The organism is Afifella sp. JA880, from assembly GCF_025379905.1.
Classification (GTDB): Bacteria; Pseudomonadota; Alphaproteobacteria; order Rhizobiales; family Afifellaceae; genus Afifella; species Afifella aestuarii.
This window is the reverse complement of record NZ_JAOANH010000001.1, coordinates 115,898-138,357: the sequence shown is the minus strand read 5'-3', so window position 1 is coordinate 138,357 and position 22,460 is coordinate 115,898. Positions and strand designations below refer to the sequence as shown.

Here is a 22,460-nt window from a genome sequence, read left to right as displayed (position 1 = left end):
CGTGGGTGCACAACAAGAGCACCGCGATGGTTGAAACGTAAAGAGAGCTGCACACACCGGCCAGCCACGCGTGCAAGCCGCTCACATCACGTCTTCCAAGGCAATGAGGATTGGCTGCTGGCTTTTGAGGATCTTGCTTCGCGCCTCCTCCATGGAAAACCACCCGGCGCGATCGGCTTCGGGAAAGGCCCGCCGCTCGCCGGAGTGCGGCGGCCATTCCATTTCAAAAACGTTGCTCTTGAACGCGCCGAGGTCGAAATCCCCCTCAAGCGCAAAAACCTCAACGCGCTTGCCGCCCGCCTGCCTGAACTCGCCCAGCCAAAGGAGCACGCCCGTCGGCACACATCCTGTGTCTTCAGCGAACTCGCGTCGGGCGGCCACCTCCGCAGCCTCCCCGTCTTCTCGGAGCCCCTTGGGGACCGACCACGCGCCGTCATCCTTCTTCGCCCAGAACGGGCCACCTGGATGAACGAGCAGCACTTCGGGGCCGGAAGGTCCCCGGCGGAACATCAGAATACCTGCGGAGCGGAGAATCGTGCGCCTCGTCGCCGGACGCGCTATTCCGCGGCTTCCGAGCGCCGCATGCCACGTTCCAGAATCGGCTTCAAAAACTGACCTGTGTAGCTCCGCGGCTCTGCCACGACCTCTTCCGGCGTGCCTGCCACCACGATCTCACCGCCGCCGTCGCCACCCTCGGGCCCGAGATCGATGATGTAATCGGCCGTCTTGATGACATCGAGATTGTGCTCGATCACCGCCACCGTATTGCCCTGCTCGACCAGCTCGTGCAGCACTTCCAGAAGCTTCGCCACATCGTGGAAATGCAGACCGGTGGTCGGCTCGTCGAGGATGTAGAGGGTGCGCCCGGTCGCACGCTTCGACAATTCCTTGGCAAGCTTCACGCGCTGCGCTTCGCCGCCGGAAAGCGTCGTCGCCTGCTGGCCGATGCGCACATAGCCGAGCCCCACACGCGCCAGCGTCTTCAGTTTGTCGCGCACGGCGGGGATCGCCTGGAAGAAGCCGACGCCTTCCTCAACCGTCATATCGAGGACGTCCGCGATAGACTTCTCCTTGAACGTGACTTCCAAAGTCTCGCGATTGTAGCGTTTGCCGTGGCAGACGTCGCAGGTGACATAGACGTCCGGCAGGAAGTGCATCTCGATCTTGACGACACCGTCGCCCTGGCAGGCCTCGCAGCGTCCACCTTTGACGTTGAACGAAAAACGGCCCGGCTGGTAGCCGCGCGCCTTCGCCTCCGGCAGCCCCGCAAACCATTCGCGGATCGGGGTGAACGCCCCCGTATAAGTCGCGGGATTGGAACGCGGCGTGCGCCCGATCGGCGATTGATCGATGTCGATCACCTTGTCGAGATGCTCGAGCCCGACAAGCTCCGCATGCGGGGCAGCCTGTTCGCGCGCACCGTTGAGACGTCGCGCCACCGCCTTATAGAGCGTGTCGATGAGGAGCGTCGACTTGCCCCCACCCGAAACACCGGTCACGCAAGTGAAGGTGCCGAGCGGAATTTTCGCCGTAACATCCTTGAGATTGTTGCCCGTCGCGCCGACGAGCTTCAGCCAGCGCTTCTTGGCGGCCTTGCGGCGCGCCTCCGGAACCTCGATCGCCCGCGTGCCGGACAGGTACTGGCCTGTGAGCGAGGCCGGACTTGCCATGATATCGCCGGGCGTACCCTCCGCCACCACCTCGCCGCCATGGATGCCCGCGCCGGGCCCCACATCGACGACATGATCGGCCGCCATGATCGCATCCTCGTCGTGCTCGACGACGATGACGGTATTGCCGAGGTCGCGCAGATGCTTGAGCGTCTCCAGAAGCCGGGCATTGTCGCGCTGATGCAGGCCGATCGAGGGCTCGTCCAGCACATAGAGAACGCCGGTCAGGCCCGAGCCGATCTGGGAGGCGAGCCGGATGCGCTGGCTCTCGCCGCCCGATAACGACCCGGAATTGCGCGACAAGGTCAGATAATCGAGCCCGACATCGTCGAGAAAGCGAAGCCGCTCGCGAATTTCCTTGAGAATGCGCAGCGCGATCTCATTCTGCTTTCCGCTCAGCTTTTCCGGCAATTCCGTGAACCAGCGGTTCGCCTCGCGGATGGAAAAATGTGACACCTCGCCGATGTTGAGGCTTGCGATCTTCACCGCGAGCGCTTCCGGCTTCAGCCGCAGGCCGTTGCAGGACGCGCATGGCGTCGAAGACATGTACTTGCCGATCTCCTCGCGCATCCAGGCGGAGTCGGTTTCCTTCCAGCGCCGCTCCAGGTTCGGGATAATGCCCTCGAAGGTCTTCTTCGCCTGATATTTTCTGAGCCCGTCGTCGTAGACGAGAGCAACCTTATCCTTGCCGGTGCCATACAGGATGGCCTGGCGGGCATTTTCCGGCAGCTCCTCGAACGGAACGGTCAGGCTGAAGCCGTAATGCTGGGCGAGCCCCTCGAGCGTCTGCAGATAATAAGGCGAGCTCGATTTCGCCCAAGGGTGGATCGCCCCCTTGCGCAGGCTCAAGCGCGGATCGGGAACCACGAGATCGGGATCGATGCGCAGTTCGGATCCGAGCCCGTCGCAGGTCGGACAGGCGCCGAAGGGATTGTTGAACGAAAACAGCCGCGGTTCGATCTCGGGGATCGTGAAGCCGGAGACGGGACAGGCGAACTTTTCCGAAAATACGATCGATGCCGGCGGCTTCCCGCCTTCACCCATATCCGCGAACTCGGCGACGGCGATGCCATCGGCAAGCCGAAGGGCCGTCTCCAGAGAATCGGCAAGCCGGCTCCCGGCATCCGCTCGCACGACGACACGATCGACGACGATATCGACGTCGTGCTTCAGCTTCTTGTCGAGCGCCGGCGCCTCGGCGATCTCATAGAACGTTCCGTCGATCCGCGCGCGCTGAAAGCCACGCTTCATATATTCAGCGAGATCCTTGCGGAATTCGCCCTTGCGGCCACGCACCACCGGCGCCAGCAGATAAAGCCGCGTCCCCTCCGGCAAAGCCAGAATGCGATCGACCATCTGGCTGACCGTCTGACTTTCGATCGGCAAACCCGTCGCCGGCGAATAAGGAACACCGACGCGCGCAAACAAGAGCCGCATATAATCGTAGATTTCCGTCACCGTGCCGACGGTGGAACGGGGATTGCGCGACGTCGTCTTCTGCTCGATCGAAATTGCCGGTGACAGGCCGTCGATCTGGTCGACGTCCGGCTTTTGCATCATCTCCAGAAACTGGCGCGCATAAGCCGATAGCGATTCGACGTAGCGCCGCTGTCCCTCGGCATAGATGGTATCGAAGGCGAGCGAGGATTTGCCCGAGCCAGAAAGGCCCGTCATCACGATCAGACTGTCTCGCGGCAGATCGAGATCGACGTTTTTGAGATTGTGTTCGCGCGCGCCCCGCACGGAGAGCGTCTTTTGCGGATCCGTCATGGCCGTTCCGGAGGATGGTGATGCGGGCTGGCTCGCCCGATGCTTATTTAGTGCAGCCGGAGTGATGGAAAAACCCCGTCCTTCCCGCTTCGCGATATGTGCGCTCTCGGACGCCGATCATTCGCCAAGTAGGACACGCCCATCCGCATCGATCGTCCAAAACGGGTTGTGTGCAACCTCCCACAAATGTCCGTCGGGGTCGGCAAAATAGCCCGAATATCCACCCCAGAAAACTTCCTCGGCCGTTTTGACGACCTCGGCTCCCGCCGCCTCCGCCTCCTTCAAGACGACGTCGACCTCTTCGCGACTTCTCGCATTGAAGGCCAGCGTGATGCCCGAAAATCCGGATCCGTCCGGGTCGACTTTGGCATCGGCCGCCAGCGACGTCCGCGGATAAAGCGCCAGAACGAAACCGTTCAAATCATAGAACACCACTTCTTCGTGGGCGTTCGCACGTTGCCAGCCGAGGCCATCTTCATAAAACTGCCGCGCGCGTGACAGGTCGCTAACGCCCAGCGTCACGACACTCAATCTCTGTTCCATAGGCCCGCCCCTCGTCCGATGATCTTGCGTGATGTCGCTAGGGAACATACAGTGAACGGCATCCAGCGACAAGCGTCTTTGCAGGGGCCCGTTTACAGTTCGGCGGCGCTTGAGTGAAAAGGGGCAACCTTTGGCCGCTCTCGGCGGCTCCAGAAACCAGGGAGAATTTCATGGCCGGCAGCGTCAACAAAGTCATCTTGATCGGCAATCTCGGGGCCGATCCCGAAATCCGGCGCCTGAACGATGGCCGTCCGGTGGTCAATCTGCGGATCGCGACGTCTGAGAGCTGGCGCGACCGCAATTCCGGAGAACGGCGCGAGCGCACCGAATGGCACCGCGTCGTCATCTTCAACGAAGGGCTGGCAAAGATCGCCGAGCAATATCTGCGGAAGGGCTCGAAGGTCTATCTCGAAGGTCAGCTGCAGACGCGCGAATGGGAAGACCAGTCGGGTCAGAAACGCTTCTCGACCGAGGTCGTGTTGCAGGGCTTCAATTCGGCCCTCACCATGCTCGACACGCGTGCCGGCGGCGGCGGTGGCAGCTATGACGCCCCCTCCTCCGACCGGGGCGGACGTTCGGATTTCGGCTCTTCGGGTCCGATGGAAGGTGGCCGCGGCTCCTTCAAGGACGACCTCGACGACGAAATCCCGTTCTGATTTCGGGTCGGCAGAGAAACAGCAGACAAAATGAAGGGCCGCTCACGCGGCCCTTCGCTCATATGCCCGGGGTTGGGCCTTTCGGAAAACCTTTGGCTCAGTTGTTCTCCTGTCCCGGAACGGTCAGCACCGGACGCGGGGTCTCGTCCGTGCTCGCCGGCAAGATCGGATAATCGACCTGCGGCTGCTCGCCCGTCAGCGTGTGCAGGAACGCCACCATGGAATCGACTTCATCCTCGGTGAGCTCCGTGCCAAGCTGGGCCGTCGCCATCACCTGCACCGCCTGACGCAGGCTCCAGACCTGCCCACTGTGGAAATAAGGCGCGGTCAGCGCGATATTCCGCAATGTGCCGGCACGGAAGACATATTCATCCGTTGCCGTATGCGTCACCGCGAAGCGGCCCTTATCGTCCGGCGGAAGGATGTCCGCACCCGGCTTTTCCACGACGCCGAACGGGAAATAATCCTGACCGCCGACATTCACGCCGGAATGGCAGGAGACGCAGCCCTTATCCATGAACAAGGAGAGACCGTGCTTCTCCTTGTCGTTCAGGGCATTCGCGTTGCCGTCGAGGAATTGGTCGAAGCGGGAAGCCGGCGTCACCAGCGTCACCTCAAAGGCCTCGATCGCCTTTGCGACATTGTCGAGTGTGATCGGATCCTCGTCGCCCGAAAACACGACGTCGAAGCGATCCTTGTACTCAGGCATGCTGTTCAGAACCGCAACCACCTCATCAGGGGTGGAGTTCATCTCCACCGCCGCCTGCATCGGCCCGACGGCTTGCGCTTTCAGATCTTCCGCCCGTCCGTCCCAGAACTGGGCGATGTTGAAGACGGAATTGAGAACCGTCGGCGCATTGCGGGGGCCGCGCTGCCAGCCATGTCCGACAGAGGTCGGCTGCAGATCCGTTCCGGCCAGGCCAAGATTGTGGCAGGTGTTGCAGCTCAGAAGGTGAGAAGAAGACAGCCGCGGATCGAAATACAGCATCTTGCCGAGTTCGACCTTCTCGCGGGTGATGGCGTTGTTTTCGGGGGCCTGCACCATCGTCGGAATCGGATCGAAGAAGCCGTTGGCGTCTTCCATCAATTTCTGGTCGTCCGCAGCATAGGCCGCAGTGCCTAGCCCGGCCGTAAGTAGGAGCGAGACCAGCAAACGTGTCATCGCGCTCTCCATTCATTTGCGAGAGAGCCACGGGATATGAGACGTCAAGGCGAGCACGACCGGCGACCGTCGGGTCGGCTCGTGGCTTTTGGCGTTCAAGGCCCGCGACCCAGATCGCTGCCTCAGGTCGCGGACCAACTCTAGCAGCAGGGGATGGGCTACTTTTGACTTATATCAATTCTAAGGTAAGCTCGTCATTCTGCCGCATCTGGCCGCTCCTCGCCTCAGTGGGACGCAGCACTGCTCCGCCGTTCTTCCTCGACCGCAATTTTGTGATCACCCGCAGATTGCACCTCGATGAAGAGACGCCGGATTGTCGGGATGCGTGCCTTGATGGCCTTTTCCAGACGCGTGATGGTGGCTTCGACGCGCCCGGCCGGCATATCGTCCTCAAAGTCGACCGAGAGCGCCAGCAGGATGTCGTTGGGTCCGCGGTGCAATGTCCTGAGTTCGTTCATTTCACGAACACCTTCCTCCCGCTCAACGATCTCACGCACCGCAGCGACCGTTTCCGGTGCCGCCGACTCGCCGATCAACAGGCCTTTGGTTTCGATCGCGAGAAGCACGGCCGTCGTCCCAAGAATAATACCGATCCCGATCGAGGCGGCACCATCAAGCCACGGAAGGCCGAGATAACTGGCGAGAAACACGCCGATCAACGCAACGACGAGACCAAGGAGCGCCGCAGTATCTTCGTAAAGCACCGTGAAGACGGTGGGGTCCTTGGAATGGCGAACGGCCTCGAAGAAATTGTGCCCTTCGTTCCTCTGGCGACGAAACTCGCGGTAGGCAACGGTCCATGACGCGCCTTCGAACACGATCGCCAGCGTCAGAACGATGTAATTGACGAATGGAGACGTGATCTCGTTGGCGTCGGTTATCTTGTGCACGCCCTCATAGACGGAGACGCCAGCGCCGACCGCAAAGATCAGGATCGCCACCACAAAGGCCCAGAAATAGATCTCCGCGCTGTAGCCGAAGGGATGCGCGCGATCCGCCGGACGAGACGCTCGCTTCATCCCATAGAGAAGAAGCCCCTGGTTGCCGGTATCGACAACCGAATGGATGCCTTCCGACAACATCGCCGAGGACCCTGTGTAGGCGGCGGCACCGAACTTCGTGATGGCAATCGCCAGGTTTCCGACAAGCGCCGCATAAATCGCCTTTTTCGAACTTCCCGCCATCTCAACCCCCGTTTTGTCGCCTTGGACGGCTATTGTTGCACTGCCTGACAAGCATCATATGGATTCGCGCAGGCACCCTGCCTCTCCCCTTGCGATCTCGTTGGCAAGCGTCAACATGCACAGGCGTGAAGCGTTGCATTCGACATATTCCCCCCAGCGACGAACGAAGCAGCAGAAGCTGAGAGACACGAAATGACGAGACCCATCCATGTTATCGGCGGCGGCCTCGCCGGCTGCGAAGCCGCCTGGCAGATCGCCGAAGCCGGCATCGCCGTCGTGCTGCACGAAATGCGGCCTGAGGTCGAGACGCCGGCCCACAAGAGCGACGGTCTCGCCGAGCTCGTCTGTTCGAATTCGTTCCGCTCTGACGATTCCACGAGCAACGCCGTCGGTGTCCTGCATGCGGAGATGCGAGCCGCGGGTTCGCTCATCATGCGCGCGGCCGACCGCCATCAATTGCCTGCCGGCTCGGCGCTTGCTGTCGATCGCGACGGTTTCTCCGAGGCTGTGACACAGGCCATTGCCGATCATCCCTTGATCCGAATTGAACGCGGCGAGATCTCCAGCCTGCCCAATCCCGACCAGCCGACCATCATCGCCACCGGCCCTTTGACGAGCGGCGCGCTCGCGACCGCAATCCGCGAAGCGACGGGCGAAGACCAGCTTGCCTTTTTCGACGCAATCGCACCGATCATCCATCGCGACAGCATCAACATGGATATCGCCTGGATGCAGTCCCGCTACGACAAACCCGGGCCCGGCGGTGACACGGCCGCCTACCTGAACTGTCCGATGGACCGCGCCCAGTACGAGGCCTTCATCGAAGCCCTACTTCAAGCGGAGACCGCCGATTTCCGCGAATGGGAAGAGGATACGGCCTATTTCGAAGGCTGTCTTCCGATCGAGGTGATGGCGGCGCGCGGAGCTGAAACCCTGCGCTGGGGTCCGATGAAGCCGGTCGGCCTCACCAATCGGCACAAGCCGGAGGAGAAGCCCTGGGCTGTCGTGCAGCTCCGCCAGGACAACCAGCAGGGCACGTTGTTCAACATGGTCGGCTTCCAGACCAAAATGAAATACGGCGAGCAGACCCGTATTTTCCGAATGATTCCGGCTTTAGAGAATGCGGAATTCGCGCGTCTCGGCGGCATTCACCGCAACACGTTTCTGCGCTCACCGAAAATCCTCGACGAGACGATGCGCCTGAAGGTGCAGCCCCATATCCGTTTCGCCGGCCAGATCACCGGCTGCGAAGGCTATGTCGAATCGGCCTCCATCGGGCTTCTCGCCGGACGATTCGCGGCCGCTGAGGCACTTGGCGATCAACCGGCTCTGCCTCCGGATACGACGGCCCACGGAGCGCTCCTCGCCCACATTACCGGTCGCAATCTCGTGGATAAGGAGAACGGCGACTTTCAGCCGATGAACGTCAATTTCGGCCTTTTCCCGGACATCGAGGCGCCTACACAAGACGCGGACGGACGCAGGATGAAGGGCAAGGAGCGCGGCGTGGCCCGCAAGCGCACGCTCGCTGCGCGCGCACTCGCCGATTTTACGAGATGGCTTGCGGCCAACGAGTTGCGGAAGGCCGCCTGAGAGGCGAAGCGTCTTCTGTGAAACTCAGGTAGATCAGCGGCCCTTGCCGAAACCGGCAAACACCATCCGGCTCAGAAAACTGAGTGCCGGCATCCGCTGAGGAGACGTGAGGAATCTCGCCGGATCCCGCCCGATTCGGGCAAGCAGGACATCCGCGGCTTTCAGTGGCAGAAAAGCCGATCTGGCCTCCCCGCGAACCTGCTTGAGCGCTGCGCCTGCACGGCTTCGGTGCATACGCCCGAAGGCGACGAGTTCGTCGATTGGGGCGACGAGCTGTTTCACTTCGGCGGAATAGACCTCCTCCGGAGAGAGCCCCACCCTCTGGAGAAGCTCGGCGGGAATGACGAGACGCCCCCTCGCCCGCGCGCGTGCGCTGTCCCACAGGCTCATGGCGACGCCATAAGCAATTCCCGCATGCCCCGCCGCCTCGGCAAGCTCGCTGGCCTCTCCACCAAGAAACAATCCACCAAGCTGAAACAGGCTCGACTGCGTCTCACCCATCCTCCCTTCGAGATCGGCGAGTGTCGCAGGAGGATCGGCGTAAAGGTCGCCATGCCGCGCTTCCGTAAGTGCCGCAAGGCCGTCGGCGGATAGCCCCTTCTCGCGCAGCGCCAACGCCAGACGGTCGACGATCGGCGAGCCGCTCGCCTGCCCGGCCACCGCGAGATCGAGAGAATCGCGCCACCACGTCAGACGGAGCTCACCGAGCGTCGCCTCTTGCACGATATCGGCGACCTTTTCCGCCTCGACTGCGAAGGCGTAGAGCGAAAAAAGCTCTTCGCGCACATTTTGCGGCGCGAACAACACCGAGTAGTAGCGCGGAAGATCGCGCTCGCGCACAGGCTCAACAAGGGTGGGGTCGGGCTCGGCCATGGAGCCGGAGCTAGGGCTTCATTCCGGATCGTCGACAGCAATCAGCGCCGCAGCAACCGCCCGCTCTTCCGCAAGCAGGATGTTGTAGGTTCGCGAGGCCGCGCCCGTCGCCATCACTTCCGGCCACAGACCGGCAGCTTCGAGATCCGATTTCACCTTCGGATCTAGGGGAACGAGATTGCGCCCCGTCCCGATCAGAAGGACTTCGATCGAAGAGACTTCGGCAAGTGCCGGCTGAAGCGCTTCGAGGCTGATTTCCTCCGGCCTGGTGACATGCCAGCCGAGGATCGCCGAAGGCAGCATCAGGATCGACCCGCGGTGCGACATGCCGGCAAAACGGAAACCGCCGTTCCCATACGCGTCGACAGGTGCACGTCCCGGGAAACGGCCGCCCTCGGGCGGCCCAGATTGTCTGTCTTCGCCCGCTGGCATCAGCTTGTCGCGGGCTTCTTTGCGGTTTCCGGCGGGGCCACCTTCTCAGGCCGCAGATTGAAGAAGATCAGCATCGGCGCGGCAATGAAGACCGTGGAGTACGTGCCGATGAAAACGCCCCAGATCATCGCCGCTGTGAACGAACGAATGACCGCTCCGCCGAAGAAGAACAAAGCGGCAAGCGCGATTAGCGTGGTCAGAGACGTCAACAGCGTCCGAGACAGGGTCTGATTGACCGATAGATCGATGATGCCCCGGATCGGGGTCTGCTTGAACTTCCGCAGCATTTCACGCACGCGGTCGAAGATCACCACGGTATCGTTCAACGAATAGCCGACGATCGTCAAAATCGCAGCGATCGAAGAGAGGTTGAACTCGATCTGCGTGACCGTGAAAAACCCGATGGTCAAGACGACGTCGTGAAGAAGCGACGCGATGGCACCGATGGCGAACTGCCATTCGAACCGGAACCAGATGTAAAACAGCACGCCCACGAGCGTCACGAGGACCGCGATCGTCCCGGTCTCGGCGAGCTCTCCGGACACACGCGGCCCCACGACTTCGACGCGACGATAATTGTAAGCGTCGAAGCCGAGCGCGTTCTGCACCTTCTGCACGGCCGCCTGCTGCGCCTCGTCTCCGCCGGGCTGCGTCGCGATCCGAATGACGGCTTCGTTGCCGGAGCCGAAACCCTGAACCTCGAAATCACCGAGTTCGAGCGGCTGCAGCGTCTGCCGAACAGCGCCGATATCGACGGCTCCGCTCTGGCTTTGCACCTCAATCAGCGTGCCGCCCTTGAAGTCGATGCCGAGATTGAGGCCGACGACAAAAAACAAGACGAGCGACACCACCATGGCAACCACTGAGGCAGGGAAGCCCCAGCGCGCAAAGCGCATGAACGGGATCGTGGTTTCGTCGGGAACGATGCGAAATGGCATAGCGATACTCAGATCGGCACTGTCTTGGGACGCTGCGAGCGAACCCAAACGGCGACGATGAAGCGGGTCAGAACAAAGGCGGTGAAGACGGTCGTCAGAATGCCGAGAGCAAGAGTGACCGCAAAACCACGGATCGGACCGGAACCCAGGGCGAAAAGCGCAAAGGCCGCGATCAGGGTCGTAATGTTGGCATCAAGGATCGTACCAAGCGCACGGCTGAAACCAGCCTCGATCGCATTGATCGCGGACCGCCCCAGCTTCGATTCCTCGCGTATTCGCTCAAAGATCAGCACGTTCGCGTCGACCGCCATACCGACCGTCAGCACGATGCCGGCAATGCCTGGAAGCGTCAGCGTGGCCTGCAACAGCGTCAAGAGCGCAAGCAGGAGCACGATGTTGCAGATCAAGGCGACATTCGCGAAGACGCCCAAGAGGCCGTAGACGAGCACCATAAACACGACGACACCGGCGGTGCCGATCAACGCGGCGATCTCACCGGCTGCGATCGAATCCCTTCCGAGGCTGGGTCCGACAGTCCGTTCCTCGACGATCGTAAGGTCGGCAGGAAGGGCGCCGGCCCGCAGCAGAACGGCGAGGTTCTGCGCGCTTTCGACCGTGAAATTGCCTTCAATCTGTCCCGAACCACCGAGGATGGGGGAGCGGATGACCGGGGCCGTGATGTATTTGTTGTCGAGGACGACCGCGAAGCGACGCCCGACATTCTGCTGCGTCAGCTGCCCGAAAATCGACCCGCCGCGGGAATTGAAGCGGAAGGTGACGATCGGCGTATTCGTCTGCTGATCAAATGCCGGCTGGGCGTCGACGAGATCATCGCCCGAAAGCCGGGCCCGCGATTCGACAAGAACCGGACCATCATCGGGATCGGCCGGCTCGACGATCTCACATCCGGCGGGGGGACGCCCCTGCTGTGCGGAGACGACATCGCCCTCCGGGCATTCCAGATGGAACGTCATCTTCGCCGTCTGGCCGAGGATTTCCTTCAGTCGGCTCGTATCCTCAAGGCCCGGAACCTGCACGAGAATGCGATCGTCGCCCTCGCGCTGGATCGTCGGCTCCGTCGTCCCGAGCGCATTGATACGACGTCCGAGAACGGACAGGCTCTGCTCGACCGCAGAGCGGGTGCGCTCTTCAAGTCCCGCCTCGGTCAGGTTCAGCGTCACCTGCGCGCCGTCACGAGAGACTTCTACCTCGCTCACAGACCCCTGTCCAAAGAGTCCCGATTGCACAGGATTGGTCAGCGGACGCAGCAGCTGCATCACGCGATCTGCTTCGCTCGGCTCGCGCAACGTAAACGTCACGCTTTCTCCGCGGCTGCGCAGATTGCGGTAGCCGATGCGTTCGTCACGCAAAGTCTGCCGAACATCGCCGACCAGTGTCTGAAGCCGGTCTTTGACCAGCGAATCGCGCTCCACCTGCAAGAGCAGATGGGCGCCGCCTCGCAGATCGAGGCCGAGGACGATCTGGCGCTTGGGCATGAAAGACGGCCAGGCCTGCACCGTCGCGGCGGAAAAAAGATTGGGAAGCGTCACGATGACCCCCGCCACGAGGACGAGGACGATGAGAACGATCTTCCAACGAGCGAAATAGAGCATGAAAAGGCGGGTCCTGGGCTCAGGCGGCGGAGCCGCTCACCGGCTCGGCCTTTGCTCGAACCTCATAAATGAGGCCTCTTTGCGCCCGCACCTTCACGCCTTCGGCAATTTGCACTTCGAGCTCGTTGTCGTCGATCACCTTGGTGACCTTGCCGATGAGCCCGCCACCGGTCACCACCGTGTCGCCACGACGGATCGCCTTCAGCATCTCTTCCCGTTTCTTCGCCTGCTGGCGCTGCGGACGGATGATGAGAAAATACATGATCACGAAGATCAGGATGAAAGGCAGAAGCGAAATCAACATCTCACCGCCGCCACCTGCGCCTGCGCCTTGCGCATAGGCCGGAGTCACGAACATAAAGGCCTCGGAATTTGCTTGCGGACCCGTCGGTCCAAACCGGCGCGGACTATAGCTGTGGCGCGCCCCTTTGCAACCGGTCCCGGCACGAGCGGTCTGTCGACCCCTCAATCCTTATGTTACCGAGACGCCCCGCCTGTAGGACGTGAACCCAAGTGACTCAAGACCAAACGCAAAACCTCATTCCGCTCCTGGAACGGATTGCCGGTGCTTTGGAGCGGCTTGCTCCGCCCGTGGCACCGCCGCTCGACCTCTCGGCAGATGCCTATGTGTGGGATCCGCAGCCGCCTCGTCTCATCCCGGTGAAGAACGTGAACCGGCTCGAAATCGAGCTTTTGCAGGGCATAGACCGGTCCCGCGACACGCTGCTTGAGAACACGCGGCACTTCGCCAAAGGCTATGCGGCCAACAACGCTTTGCTTTGGGGCGCGCGCGGGATGGGAAAATCCTCGCTGGTGAAATCGGTCCACGCACAGGTCTCAGCCGAGGCCCCTGAGACGCCTCTCAAGCTCGTCGAAATCCATCGCGAGGATATCAACACACTGCCCGATTTGATGAACACCATCCGCGATCGGCCGGAGCGATTCATCTTTTTCTGCGACGACTTGTCCTTCGACGCGGATGACACGTCCTACAAATCGCTGAAAGCCGCACTCGAAGGCGGTGTCGGGGGGCGGCCGCGCAACGTGATCTTCTACGCGACCTCGAACCGCCGCCACCTGCTCCCCCGCGACATGATCGAGAACGAGCATTCGACAGCGATCAATCCATCGGAGGCGGTGCAGGAAAAGGTGTCGCTTTCAGACCGCTTCGGCCTGTGGCTCGGCTTCCATCACTGTGATCAGACCCAGTATCTGGCGATGGTGCGCGCCTACGTGGAGCACTTCGGCATCGCGATGCCGGAAGAGGAATGGCGTCCTCAGGCCCTGGAATGGGCAACGACGCGGGGAAGTCGCTCCGGCCGCGTCGCCTGGCAGTTCATTCAGGATCTCGCCGGGCGGACGGGTCAGTCGCTCGGCTGACTGACCCCTGCCCGAATATCCGGAAGGCGCCCGCTTAAGCGGACGCCATATGTCCGACCGGATTGACCGGGGTCGCTCCCTTGCGGAGCTCGAAATGCACCTGCGGCGAGGTGACGTTGCCGCTCATTCCGGACTTCGCGATGATCTGACCGCGCCGGATCTTCTCACCACGCTTCACCAGCAATTCGCTGTTGTGGGCATAGGCCGAAACCCAGCCGCCCTCGTGCCGCACGAGGATCAGATTGCCGTAGCTCTTCAGCTCATTGCCCGCATAGATGACGGTGCCGTCTTCGGCAGCCTTGACGGCTGTACCCTCCGGCACGGCGAGATTGATGCCGTCATTGCGTTCACCGTTCGGCTTGCTGCCAAACTCCGCGATGATGCGCCCGTGCACCGGCCAGCGGAAGCCTGCGCCTCCAGACTTGGCCGTGGTGTCGGCTGCAGGCGCCGCGCTTTCAGCCTTGGGCTCAGCGGACGGCGGCGTGTAGCTCACGGGCGTCTTTTCGGGCCGCACCTCAGGCGTGGCTTCCGGCTGTGCATCCGACATCGTTCCGTCTTTTGGATCGACACGCGCAACCTGCGTTCCGCCGCCGGACGGAATCGTCAGCGTCTGACCGGGGCGAATATTGCCGCCTTCAATGTTGTTGGCCGAGGCGAGCTCGCTCGTCGTGACGCCATGCGCATGGGCGATACTCCAAAGCGAATCACCGGAGCGAACTGTATAGCCCCCGCTTGAGGCCACGTTGTTTTGCTGGCGCGGCTGCGGGGCTTCGGTCCGCGCAACCGCAGGCTCCGCCCGGCGGGGCTGAGGCGCGCCCTGCGAATCGACGTTCAGCTTGCCGAGAGGCTTCGGCATACCGCTCGGCGCATAAGGCTCCGGCGGCGTATAGGGCTTCGGAGCGGCTGCCTGCTGTTGCGGGGAGCTCGTCGGCGCGCGCGAGTAACTCTGCTGCGCCCCAGCGGAACCCGGATAATTGTAGGCGGTCTGATAACCGCCGGATGGCGGCGGCAATTGCCGCGACTGGACCGCGGGCGATGGCGCCGCGAACTGTTGCGGTGCCTGATAGGCAGTCGCCTGGGCTGTAATTGTCTGCTGCTGATTCGCCGTTGAGCCGGTGTAGATGGGCTCAGTCAGACGTATGGCATCGGCGCTGCACCCGGCACCGAGCCCGGTAATCAGGGCGAGCGCGCTAATGCGGGTGAACCAGAAGCTGGCAGACTGACGGTATGACCTCATCGAACAAACTCACGCAGGCATTGGGGATGCTGACGTGATGTAAAAGCATTAACATTGAAAAGGCGTTAAGGGACGCCGGCAAAACGAACCGAAAATCAAAGATTGCGGGCAATTCCTTCGATCAGCGGCACGAAACGGACGGCGCCGAGATCGCGGGTATCCACCCGTGTCCCCTCTTTACGGAAAAGCGTGAGCCGCTGCACGGCGTCGACCGGTCCGACCGGCGCAACGAGAATGCCGCCATCGACCAGCTGTGCGACGAGTTTGGCGGGCGCAACGGCCGCCGCAGCCGTGACCAGGATCCGATCGAAGGGCGCCTGTGTCGGCCATCCCTTCGACCCGTCGGCGACAATGCCCGCGATATTTGTGATGCCGAGAAGATCCCAGCGCGTCTGCGCCAGCTCCAACAGCGTCCGATAGCGCTCGAGCGTCGTGACCCGGCGCGAAAGCCTGGCGAGAATGGCGGCCTGATAGCCGGACCCGGTACCGATCTCCAGAACATGGTGACGCGGTTCGAGCTCAAGCGCCGCCGTCATCATTGCAACCACGGAAGGCGCGCTGATGGTCTGTCCGCATTCGATCGGCAAGGCGCGATCGAGATAGGCATCGTCTCGATAGAGATCTGGGACGAAAGCCTCGCGCGGCACCGTCTCGATCGCCCCGAGCACCTTTCGGTCGGAAATACCGAGTTCACGCAGCCTCAAAATGAGGCTGGCCAGCCGAACCCGCGCCTCCGGATCTGGCTCGATTGCAGGATCGTCGTTCACGAAGAGGCCCGTTTTGCCCCGCTTGGAGCCGTGAAATGGCGTTTGAGCTCCTTGCGGGCAGGCTCATCGGTCATGTCTAGAGACAAGGGCGTGACGGAAATATAGCCCTGCGCGAGCGCCGCCAGATCGGTCTCCGGGGGCGGCTCCATCTTCGAATGCTTGAAGGCGATCCAGAAATACGGCCGCCCGCGCCCGTCGCGACGTTCGTCGATATGCATCCAGTCGGCGGCGCGCTTGCCCTGGCGCGTGAGAAGCACGCCCGAAACACCGTCAGCTGTTCGATTGGGAAAGTTGACGTTGATGAGAACGCCTGGCGCCAGCTTCAAATCGAGCACGCGCTGGATGATCCCAGGGGCATGCGCTCTCGCGCAATCCCATCTCGGATCGTCGATCGTGTCCGCCCCGAACGCCTGCGACAGAGCGAAGGAGCGAATCCCGAGGATCGTCCCTTCGATCGCACCCGCAACCGTACCGGAATAGCTCACATCGTCGGCGATGTTCTGTCCCCGGTTGACGCCAGAGATCACCAGATCCGGCTTTTCGCCGATGACGACCTTCGAGGCCATGATCACGCAATCCGTCGGCGTTCCGCGCACGGCGAAATGGCGCTCGTCCACCTCTCGCAAGCGCAGAGGATCGCTCAGGGTCAACGCATGCGCCACACCGGATTGATCCGTCTCAGGCGCGACCACCCACACATCGTCGGAAAGCGCGCGCGCGATCTCCTCCGCGACCTTCAGGCCCGGAGCATGGATTCCATCATCGTTGGTGACGAGAATCTTCATGCGCCGATCCGCTCCACGCCACCCATATAGCGCCGCAGCACCTCCGGCACCGTGATCGAGCCGTCGTCATTGCGGTAATTTTCCATGACGGCGATCAGGGCACGCCCGACCGCCACGCCCGAACCGTTCAACGTATGCACGAACTTCGGCTGCTTTTCGCCTTCGGCCCGGTAGCGGGCATTCATCCGACGCGCCTGAAAGTCACCGCACACGGAGCACGACGAGATTTCCCGGTAGGCACCCTGCCCTGGCAGCCAGACTTCGATGTCGTAAGTGCGCCGCGCGGCAAATCCCATGTCACCCGTCGAGAGAACCATGACGCGGTATGGCAATCCGAGCTTCTTGAGCACCGTTTCGGCACACGCCGTCATGCGCTCATGCTCTTCGAAGCTCGCCTGCTGACTGGTGATGGAGACGAGCTCGACCTTGTTGAACTGATGCTGCCGCAGCATGCCGCGCGTATCGCGCCCGGCCGAACCCGCTTCCGACCTGAAACAAGGCGTCAACGCCGTGAAGCGGAGCGGCAGCTCCGCTTCTTCGAGGATCGTCTCACGAACGAGATTGGTGAGCGGCACTTCCGCCGTCGGAATGAGCCAGAGACGCGCGGCCGCGGCTTCATCGTCATCGACGGCTGCGGTCGCATAGAGATCTTCGGTAAACTTCGGCAGCTGCGCAGTGCCAAAAAGCGCATCATCCCGCACCAGGGTCGGCGGCGCGACCTCCGTGTAGCCATGCTCGCTCGTATGAAGATCGAGCATGAACTGGCCGAGTGCCCGCTCCAGACGCGCGAGCTGGCCCTTGAGCACCACGAAGCGCGACCCGGAGAGTTTTGCCGCGCTTTCAAAGTCCATCAGGCCGAGAGCCTCACCGATCTCGTAATGCTCCGGCGCGCTATCGCTCAACATTGGATCGCCGAAGAGGCGCAGCTCGACATTGGCCGTTTCGTCGGGGCCCACGGGCACGTCGGGCAAGGGAACGTTCGGGATTTCGGCGAGCGCCGTTCGCAGCGCTTCCTCGAGCGCCCGCTCCTGAGCTTCGCCCTCCTGAATGGCACTCTTCAGCTTGGCAACCTCGTCGATGAGGTTTTGGGCCGCGGCTTCGTCGCCGGACGCCTTCGCCTTGCCGATCTGTTTCGAAGCCTGATTGCGCGCGTTCTGCGCTTCCTGCAATTGACGGATATGAGCGCGTCGCTCATCGTCGAGATCGATCAGGCGTTGAGCGGCCGGCTCCGCCCCTCGATCAGCAAGAGCGCGGTCGAGCGCCTGCGGATCTTGGCGAATCCATGTGATGTCGAGCATCTTTCGCGAACCTCTGCTGGACGCCTTGCGGCGACTCCGCGTGCTTGTCTATGGCCGCAGGGCGTAACGCAACGACGGCAGCGGTCAAGTCTCGCGTTGAGGAAGATCCGTCGATCCGGATGACTTCAGCCGTCCAAGACCAGGTTCACCCGACTATGTCGCAGCTTCCTCGTCCCTTGCAGCATTCTTCAGTTCCACCCGCCGAACGGCGTAGATGGAGATTTCGTAGAGAAGAATTGTCGGCAAAGCGAGACCGATCTGGCTGATCGGATCAGGCGGCGTAAGGATCGCCGCCAGGATGAAGGCGATCATGATGGCGTATTTGCGCTTGGCCTTGAGGATCGCCGCATCGACGATCCCGACGCGGCCGAGAAGCGTCAGGACGACCGGAAGCTGGAACACGAGGCCAAAGGCAAAAATCAGCGTCATGATGAGGCTGAGATACTCGTTCACCTTCGGCAGAAGCTCGATCGATGCGCGCCCGGCCCCACCCGTCTGTTCCATCGACAGGAAGAAGGCGAGCGCAAGCGGCATCACCGCGAAATAAACGAGCGCCGCTCCGATGATGAAGAGGATCGGCGTGGCGATCAGGTAGGGATAGAACGCCTGACGTTCATGCTTGTAGAGCCCCGGCGCCACGAATTTGTAGATCTGGTTGGCAATGACCGGGAAGGCCAGGAAGAGCGCGCCGAAGAAGGCGAGCTTCATCTGCGTGAAAAAATACTCCTGCGGAGCTGTAAAAATCAGACGGATGCTGCGGTCCGCACCGGCTGCCCGCTCATAGGGAATGATCAGGAGATTGAAGATCTGGTCCGCAAAATAGAAGCAGACCACGAAGGCGATCGCGATTGCGATCAAGGCGCGCAGAAGACGTTGACGCAGTTCGATCAGATGCTCGATCAACGGCGCGCGTGAGGCTTCGATATCGTCGTCGCTCATGCTGCGTCGCTCGTGCGCGGACTTCCGCCTCTGTTGTCGGGAGCTTCTTCGGCCACCCCGTCATCCTTGCTCGACGCCACGTCCTGCACCTTTTCTTCCGCCGGTGCCACGCCCTCGTCCGCCCCCGTCGCAGGCTCGGCCGACGCGAGTTCGGTCGATGCGGAAGGCGTCTCCTCTGTAGGCGCCAGAGCGGATGGCACCGTCTCTGTCGCCGACTTCTGGCCGCTCCGATTGGCGGCGGCCTCGACGTCCTTCTTGACGCCAGCGAGCGGGTCCATCTTCGAAATCGATTGCAGAGACTGCCGGGTTTCGTCCAGCCCGGCCTGCCGCTCAGCCTCTTTCAGAGCATCGTCGAGCTGACGCTTGAAATCGTTCGCGGTGCGACGGATCTGGCCCATCGTCTTGCCGAACGTACGCAACATCCCAGGCAGATCTTTCGGCCCGACGACGATAATCGCCACACCGGCGATCACCACCAGTTCGGTCCAGCCGATATCAAACATGGCCGAGCTCAAACATAGATTGTGCCGGGTTCGCCGTGGCCGATGCCGTTAGCCGACCTTGTTTTTCTTCTCCGCCGGTTCCACGCTGGCGGGGTCGTTGTGCTCGATGGTCCGGGACTGGTTCGTCGACGTGGTGTCGTCGTCGTCCTGCAGGCCCGTCTTGAAGCTCTTGATGCCTTTGGCGACATCACCCATCAGGTCAGAGATCTTTCCGCGCCCGAACAGGAGCACGATGATGATCGCGATGATAACGATCTGCCAGAAGCCTATCGACATAGGATAAACCTTTCAAAACTCGCCACGGCCGGTCGCGGGACTATTGCAAATCGTCGGATTCGCATCAACTCGTCCTCTTCTCCGATCCCCTGCCGCATCACGGAGTTACGGTCGACATTGAGATCCGGTGGACCAGCGTTTCCTCCACAAAGTCTCGGAGTGATATAAGTGGCCCGATCCTTCAAAGCCACATCGAATTCTGCGCAGTCCGAAAGAGACGAAACCTTCCGCAAGGTCCGCCTCGGCAAGCGACGCTCATCCACAAGAGCGGTGAGATTGAGGCTGGAATAGCCGGCGTTATGCCGCAGATCGGCAAGGGCAGAAAACGCACCGATTCCCAAGAGTCGTTGGGGCGCCCTATCAATTCCTCAGTCGCCATCCAAAGGGTCTTCGTCGTCCCTCAGCGCTTCGCTCCCAAAGGCAGGAGGCGCTTCGAAGCCCGGCGGAATATTGGCGTTCAGAAGGCCCGCCGCCTTCAGGTCGAGGAGACCCGGCAGATCGCCGATCGCTGCAAGTCCGAAATGATCGAGAAATTCGTTCGTCGTCCCGAAAGTCAGCGGGCGCCCAGGCGAACGCCGACGCCCCCGCGGCCGCACCCAACCTGTCTCCAGAAGAACATCCAGCGTACCCTTGGAGGTCGAAACGCCCCTCACCTCTTCGATTTCCGCACGCGTGACCGGCTGGTGGTAGGCGATGATGGCGAGCGTCTCCATCGCGGCCCGAGAGAGCTTGCGCTCCTCGACCTTGTGCTCCTGCAACAGAAAGCCGAGATCGCTCGCAGTGCGAAATGCCCAGCAATCGCCGATGCGCCTCAGATTGACGCCCCGGCTCGCGTAAGCGGTCTGCAATTCGTGCAAGAGCACATCGACCGTCACGCCCTCGGGCATCTTGGCGGCCAGCTCCGCCTCGCTCATGGGCTTCGCGGAGGCGAACAACATCGCTTCGAGCATCCGCAAATGCAGCCGGCGATCCTCCGGCGACAGACTGGTGACATTGCCGCCGCTGGCGAAAAGATCAGGCACGCTTCGCCTCCAGCGAAGCAGACCTCCGCCGCACGTAGAGAGGCGCAAAATTGGAGGACTGCGTCAGTTCCAGCTTGCCCTCCCGCACCAGTTCGAGGCTTGCCGAGAGCGCACTCGCCCGGGCAGTCGCCCGCAATTCCGGCTTGGCCAGAAACTCGGTCAGATAGGTGTCCATCGGCATCCAGGTCGCATCTTCCCCGATCAGGCGCATGAGGCGATCGCGTGCTTCCTGCAGACCGATGACTTTGCGCTTCTTCACCTTCACGAAGCTCGCAAACTGGCGCGCACGCAAAGCCGAATAAGACTGCAAGAGATCGTAAAGCTCCGCCCCCCATCGCATCGTGCGGTCGCTGGCGATCGCTTCAGGCATACCGCGCTCGAAAAAGCCGGACCCGAGCTTGTCCCGGTCCGACAGTCTGTCGGCCGCGTCGCGCATGGCCTGGAGGCGCTTCAGGCGGAAAGCGAGCCGCGCCGCCATTTCCTCGCCAGACGGTTCTTCCATCGGTTCGGGATCGGGCAGAAGGAGCCGCGACTTGAGATAGGCGAGCCACGCCGCCATCACGAGGTAGTCGGCGGCGATCTGGAGATGCAGCTTCCGTGCATGATCGATGAAAACGAGATACTGCTCGGCCAAAGCCAACACGGAAATCTTTGTCAGATCGACTTTCTGACTACGGGCGAGCGCGAGAAGCAGGTCGAGCGGGCCTTCGAAACCGTCGACGTCGACAAGCAGCACGTCGGCGTCGTCGACGGGCGTATCTTCCTCGAAAGCATCCGCCGCAGCACTCATCCAAGAACCCTGTCTGATCCCAGCAACTGCGACAACCGCTCGTGCAAGAACGCCCGGTCTCCGACCTCGTCCGCAACGCTTGCAACAAGGGACATCTCGGCACGCTCAAGCGCATCGCCGGAAACCTCCGGAACGGCCTTCGCCACCTCGCGCATCTCCTCCATCTCGCCATTGCAGTGAAGAACGATGTCGCAGCCTGCGGCGATCGCACGCCTGGAGCGTTCGGCCGGACTGCCGCTCAGCGCCTTCATGGAGATGTCGTCCGTCATCAGCAGACCATCAAAACCGATTCGCTCACGGATGATGTTAGCGATGATTGCCGCGGAATGCGTGGCCGGCTGGGCGTCGTCCACCGCGGAATAGACGACATGCGCCACGATGCCGAGGGATGCCCGCGTGGCCAACATCCGAAACGGCGCGAAATCGACGGCCTCGAGTGCCGCCAGATCCGCATCGACGACGGGAAGCTCCTCATGGCTGTCGGAAGCCGCGCGACCATGCCCGGGCAGATGCTTGATCACAGGCGTCACGCCACTGGCCCTCAGTCCGGTCATGACGGCACCGCCGAGCGTCACCACCATGTCGACCGTGTCCCCATAGGCGCGATCGCCGATGATATCGTGGCTGCCCGGCCCCGGCACATCGAGAACCGGCAGGCAATCCACGTTGATGCCGAGTTCGATAAGGTCGAGCGCCATCAACTTCGCGGCAAGCTGTGCCGCCTCGATGCCGGAAATCGGATCGGCCTTGTAGATGTCACCGAAACGCTTCGCCGGAGGATAGGAGCGCACCACCGGCGGACGAATACGTTGGACGCGGCCGCCTTCCTGGTCGATCAGGATCGGAACGTCGGGACGATCGAGCGTCTCGCGGACACTGTCGGTCAGGCGCCGAATCTGGCCGCCATCTTGGATGTTGCGGGCAAAGAGAATCACGCCCCAGGGTTTTTCATCGCGCAAGAAAGCGCGTTCTTCCTCGCCGAGCGTGAGCCCGGCGAGGCCGCAAGCGAAGGCCTTCGCCATCATTCAG

Annotated in this window: 23 protein-coding genes; 3 read left to right on the top strand and 20 right to left on the bottom strand. The window is 61.9% G+C overall.

The genetic code is table 11. The features are described 5' to 3' along the window. Positions 1-81 precede the first annotated feature (81 nt). The 3 genes from NYQ83_RS00735 to NYQ83_RS00725 all read right to left on the bottom strand — a co-directional run bounded on the left by NYQ83_RS00735 (position 82) and on the right by NYQ83_RS00725 (position 3,983). Positions 82-534 carry an NUDIX domain-containing protein gene (locus NYQ83_RS00735; RefSeq protein ID WP_261213877.1) on the bottom strand — a complete coding sequence of 151 codons (453 nt, stop codon included), beginning with the start codon at positions 532-534 and terminating at the stop codon, positions 82-84. Positions 535-557: 23 nt separating this feature from the next. Continuing rightward, the gene (uvrA, locus tag NYQ83_RS00730) at positions 558-3,440 is read right to left on the bottom strand and encodes an excinuclease ABC subunit UvrA (protein ID WP_261211416.1); all 2,883 of its coding nucleotides are present in this window, start codon (positions 3,438-3,440) and stop codon (positions 558-560) included. Positions 3,441-3,557: 117 nt separating this feature from the next. Then, on the bottom strand, positions 3,558-3,983 hold the full coding sequence (locus NYQ83_RS00725) for a VOC family protein (RefSeq protein WP_261211415.1): 426 nt from the start codon (positions 3,981-3,983) through the stop codon (positions 3,558-3,560). A 170-nt stretch (positions 3,984-4,153) separates the two neighbouring features. Here NYQ83_RS00725 and NYQ83_RS00720 point away from each other — a divergent pair, with 170 nt between their 5' ends. Further along, the gene (locus NYQ83_RS00720; RefSeq protein ID WP_092816662.1) at positions 4,154-4,639 is read left to right on the top strand and encodes a single-stranded DNA-binding protein; all 486 of its coding nucleotides are present in this window, start codon (positions 4,154-4,156) and stop codon (positions 4,637-4,639) included. A 97-nt stretch (positions 4,640-4,736) separates the two neighbouring features. Here the strand turns inward: NYQ83_RS00720 and NYQ83_RS00715 are convergent, their stop codons facing one another. Continuing rightward, the gene (locus NYQ83_RS00715; RefSeq protein WP_370642307.1) at positions 4,737-5,801 is read right to left on the bottom strand and encodes a cytochrome-c peroxidase; all 1,065 of its coding nucleotides are present in this window, start codon (positions 5,799-5,801) and stop codon (positions 4,737-4,739) included. 224 nt (positions 5,802-6,025) lie between these two features. After that, positions 6,026-6,985, bottom strand: a complete 960-nt coding sequence (locus NYQ83_RS00710) for a cation diffusion facilitator family transporter (RefSeq protein ID WP_128294139.1) — start codon at positions 6,983-6,985, stop codon at positions 6,026-6,028. Between the two features lie 192 nt (positions 6,986-7,177). On the opposite strand from NYQ83_RS00710, the gene trmFO reads away from it, so the two are divergent. Further along, on the top strand, positions 7,178-8,578 hold the full coding sequence (gene trmFO / locus NYQ83_RS00705) for a methylenetetrahydrofolate--tRNA-(uracil(54)-C(5))-methyltransferase (FADH(2)-oxidizing) TrmFO (protein WP_261211406.1): 1,401 nt from the start codon (positions 7,178-7,180) through the stop codon (positions 8,576-8,578). 33 nt (positions 8,579-8,611) lie between these two features. On the opposite strand, the gene NYQ83_RS00700 is transcribed toward trmFO, so the two are convergent. The 5 genes from NYQ83_RS00700 to yajC are packed head-to-tail and all read right to left on the bottom strand — an operon-like array spanning position 8,612 to position 12,792. Beyond that, positions 8,612-9,451, bottom strand: coding sequence for a phytoene/squalene synthase family protein (locus tag NYQ83_RS00700; protein WP_261211403.1), 840 nt, complete (start codon positions 9,449-9,451; stop codon positions 8,612-8,614). Positions 9,452-9,469: 18 nt separating this feature from the next. Then, the gene (locus NYQ83_RS00695) at positions 9,470-9,883 is read right to left on the bottom strand and encodes an Mth938-like domain-containing protein (protein ID WP_128294142.1); all 414 of its coding nucleotides are present in this window, start codon (positions 9,881-9,883) and stop codon (positions 9,470-9,472) included. Further along, complete coding sequence (secF, locus tag NYQ83_RS00690) at positions 9,883-10,821, bottom strand: protein translocase subunit SecF (RefSeq protein ID WP_261211400.1); 939 nt, start codon at positions 10,819-10,821, stop codon at positions 9,883-9,885. Before secF ends, NYQ83_RS00695 begins: the two co-directional genes overlap by 1 nt. 8 nt (positions 10,822-10,829) lie before the next feature. Beyond that, positions 10,830-12,434: a protein translocase subunit SecD gene (gene secD, locus NYQ83_RS00685; protein WP_261211398.1), complete on the bottom strand. Its 1,605-nt coding sequence runs from the start codon at positions 12,432-12,434 to the stop codon at positions 10,830-10,832. Positions 12,435-12,453: 19 nt separating this feature from the next. Further along, the gene (gene yajC, locus NYQ83_RS00680) at positions 12,454-12,792 is read right to left on the bottom strand and encodes a preprotein translocase subunit YajC (RefSeq protein ID WP_092816151.1); all 339 of its coding nucleotides are present in this window, start codon (positions 12,790-12,792) and stop codon (positions 12,454-12,456) included. 155 nt (positions 12,793-12,947) lie between these two features. Here yajC and NYQ83_RS00675 point away from each other — a divergent pair, with 155 nt between their 5' ends. After that, positions 12,948-13,814 (top strand): ATP-binding protein, encoded by an 867-nt coding sequence (locus tag NYQ83_RS00675; protein WP_261211395.1) that lies wholly within the window; start codon positions 12,948-12,950, stop codon positions 13,812-13,814. 34 nt (positions 13,815-13,848) lie between these two features. Here NYQ83_RS00675 and NYQ83_RS00670 read toward each other — a convergent pair whose 3' ends face one another. From NYQ83_RS00670 to nagZ, 10 genes are all read right to left on the bottom strand, one after another. Then, positions 13,849-15,051: a peptidoglycan DD-metalloendopeptidase family protein gene (locus tag NYQ83_RS00670; RefSeq protein ID WP_261211393.1), complete on the bottom strand. Its 1,203-nt coding sequence runs from the start codon at positions 15,049-15,051 to the stop codon at positions 13,849-13,851. A gap of 95 nt (positions 15,052-15,146) precedes the next feature. After that, positions 15,147-15,818: a protein-L-isoaspartate(D-aspartate) O-methyltransferase gene (locus tag NYQ83_RS00665; RefSeq protein WP_205649959.1), complete on the bottom strand. Its 672-nt coding sequence runs from the start codon at positions 15,816-15,818 to the stop codon at positions 15,147-15,149. Beyond that, on the bottom strand, positions 15,815-16,603 hold the full coding sequence (surE, locus tag NYQ83_RS00660) for a 5'/3'-nucleotidase SurE (protein ID WP_261211390.1): 789 nt from the start codon (positions 16,601-16,603) through the stop codon (positions 15,815-15,817). The genes NYQ83_RS00665 and surE overlap by 4 nt, the downstream gene beginning before the upstream one ends. Further along, positions 16,600-17,901 carry a serine--tRNA ligase gene (gene serS, locus NYQ83_RS00655; protein ID WP_261211388.1) on the bottom strand — a complete coding sequence of 434 codons (1,302 nt, stop codon included), beginning with the start codon at positions 17,899-17,901 and terminating at the stop codon, positions 16,600-16,602. Before serS ends, surE begins: the two co-directional genes overlap by 4 nt. Positions 17,902-18,054: 153 nt before the next feature. Next, positions 18,055-18,840, bottom strand: a complete 786-nt coding sequence (gene tatC / locus NYQ83_RS00650; RefSeq protein ID WP_092816139.1) for a twin-arginine translocase subunit TatC — start codon at positions 18,838-18,840, stop codon at positions 18,055-18,057. Next, positions 18,837-19,343 carry a Sec-independent protein translocase protein TatB gene (gene tatB / locus NYQ83_RS00645; RefSeq protein WP_261211377.1) on the bottom strand — a complete coding sequence of 169 codons (507 nt, stop codon included), beginning with the start codon at positions 19,341-19,343 and terminating at the stop codon, positions 18,837-18,839. Before tatB ends, tatC begins: the two co-directional genes overlap by 4 nt. Positions 19,344-19,391: 48 nt before the next feature. After that, positions 19,392-19,619, bottom strand: a complete 228-nt coding sequence (locus tag NYQ83_RS00640; RefSeq protein WP_261211376.1) for a twin-arginine translocase TatA/TatE family subunit — start codon at positions 19,617-19,619, stop codon at positions 19,392-19,394. Between the two features lie 368 nt (positions 19,620-19,987). After that, positions 19,988-20,641 (bottom strand): SMC-Scp complex subunit ScpB, encoded by a 654-nt coding sequence (gene scpB, locus NYQ83_RS00635; protein ID WP_261211374.1) that lies wholly within the window; start codon positions 20,639-20,641, stop codon positions 19,988-19,990. Then, positions 20,634-21,431: a segregation and condensation protein A gene (locus NYQ83_RS00630; protein WP_261211372.1), complete on the bottom strand. Its 798-nt coding sequence runs from the start codon at positions 21,429-21,431 to the stop codon at positions 20,634-20,636. The genes scpB and NYQ83_RS00630 overlap by 8 nt, the downstream gene beginning before the upstream one ends. Further along, complete coding sequence (gene nagZ / locus NYQ83_RS00625; protein WP_261211370.1) at positions 21,428-22,456, bottom strand: beta-N-acetylhexosaminidase; 1,029 nt, start codon at positions 22,454-22,456, stop codon at positions 21,428-21,430. The genes NYQ83_RS00630 and nagZ overlap by 4 nt, the downstream gene beginning before the upstream one ends. Positions 22,457-22,460: the final 4 nt, after the last annotated feature.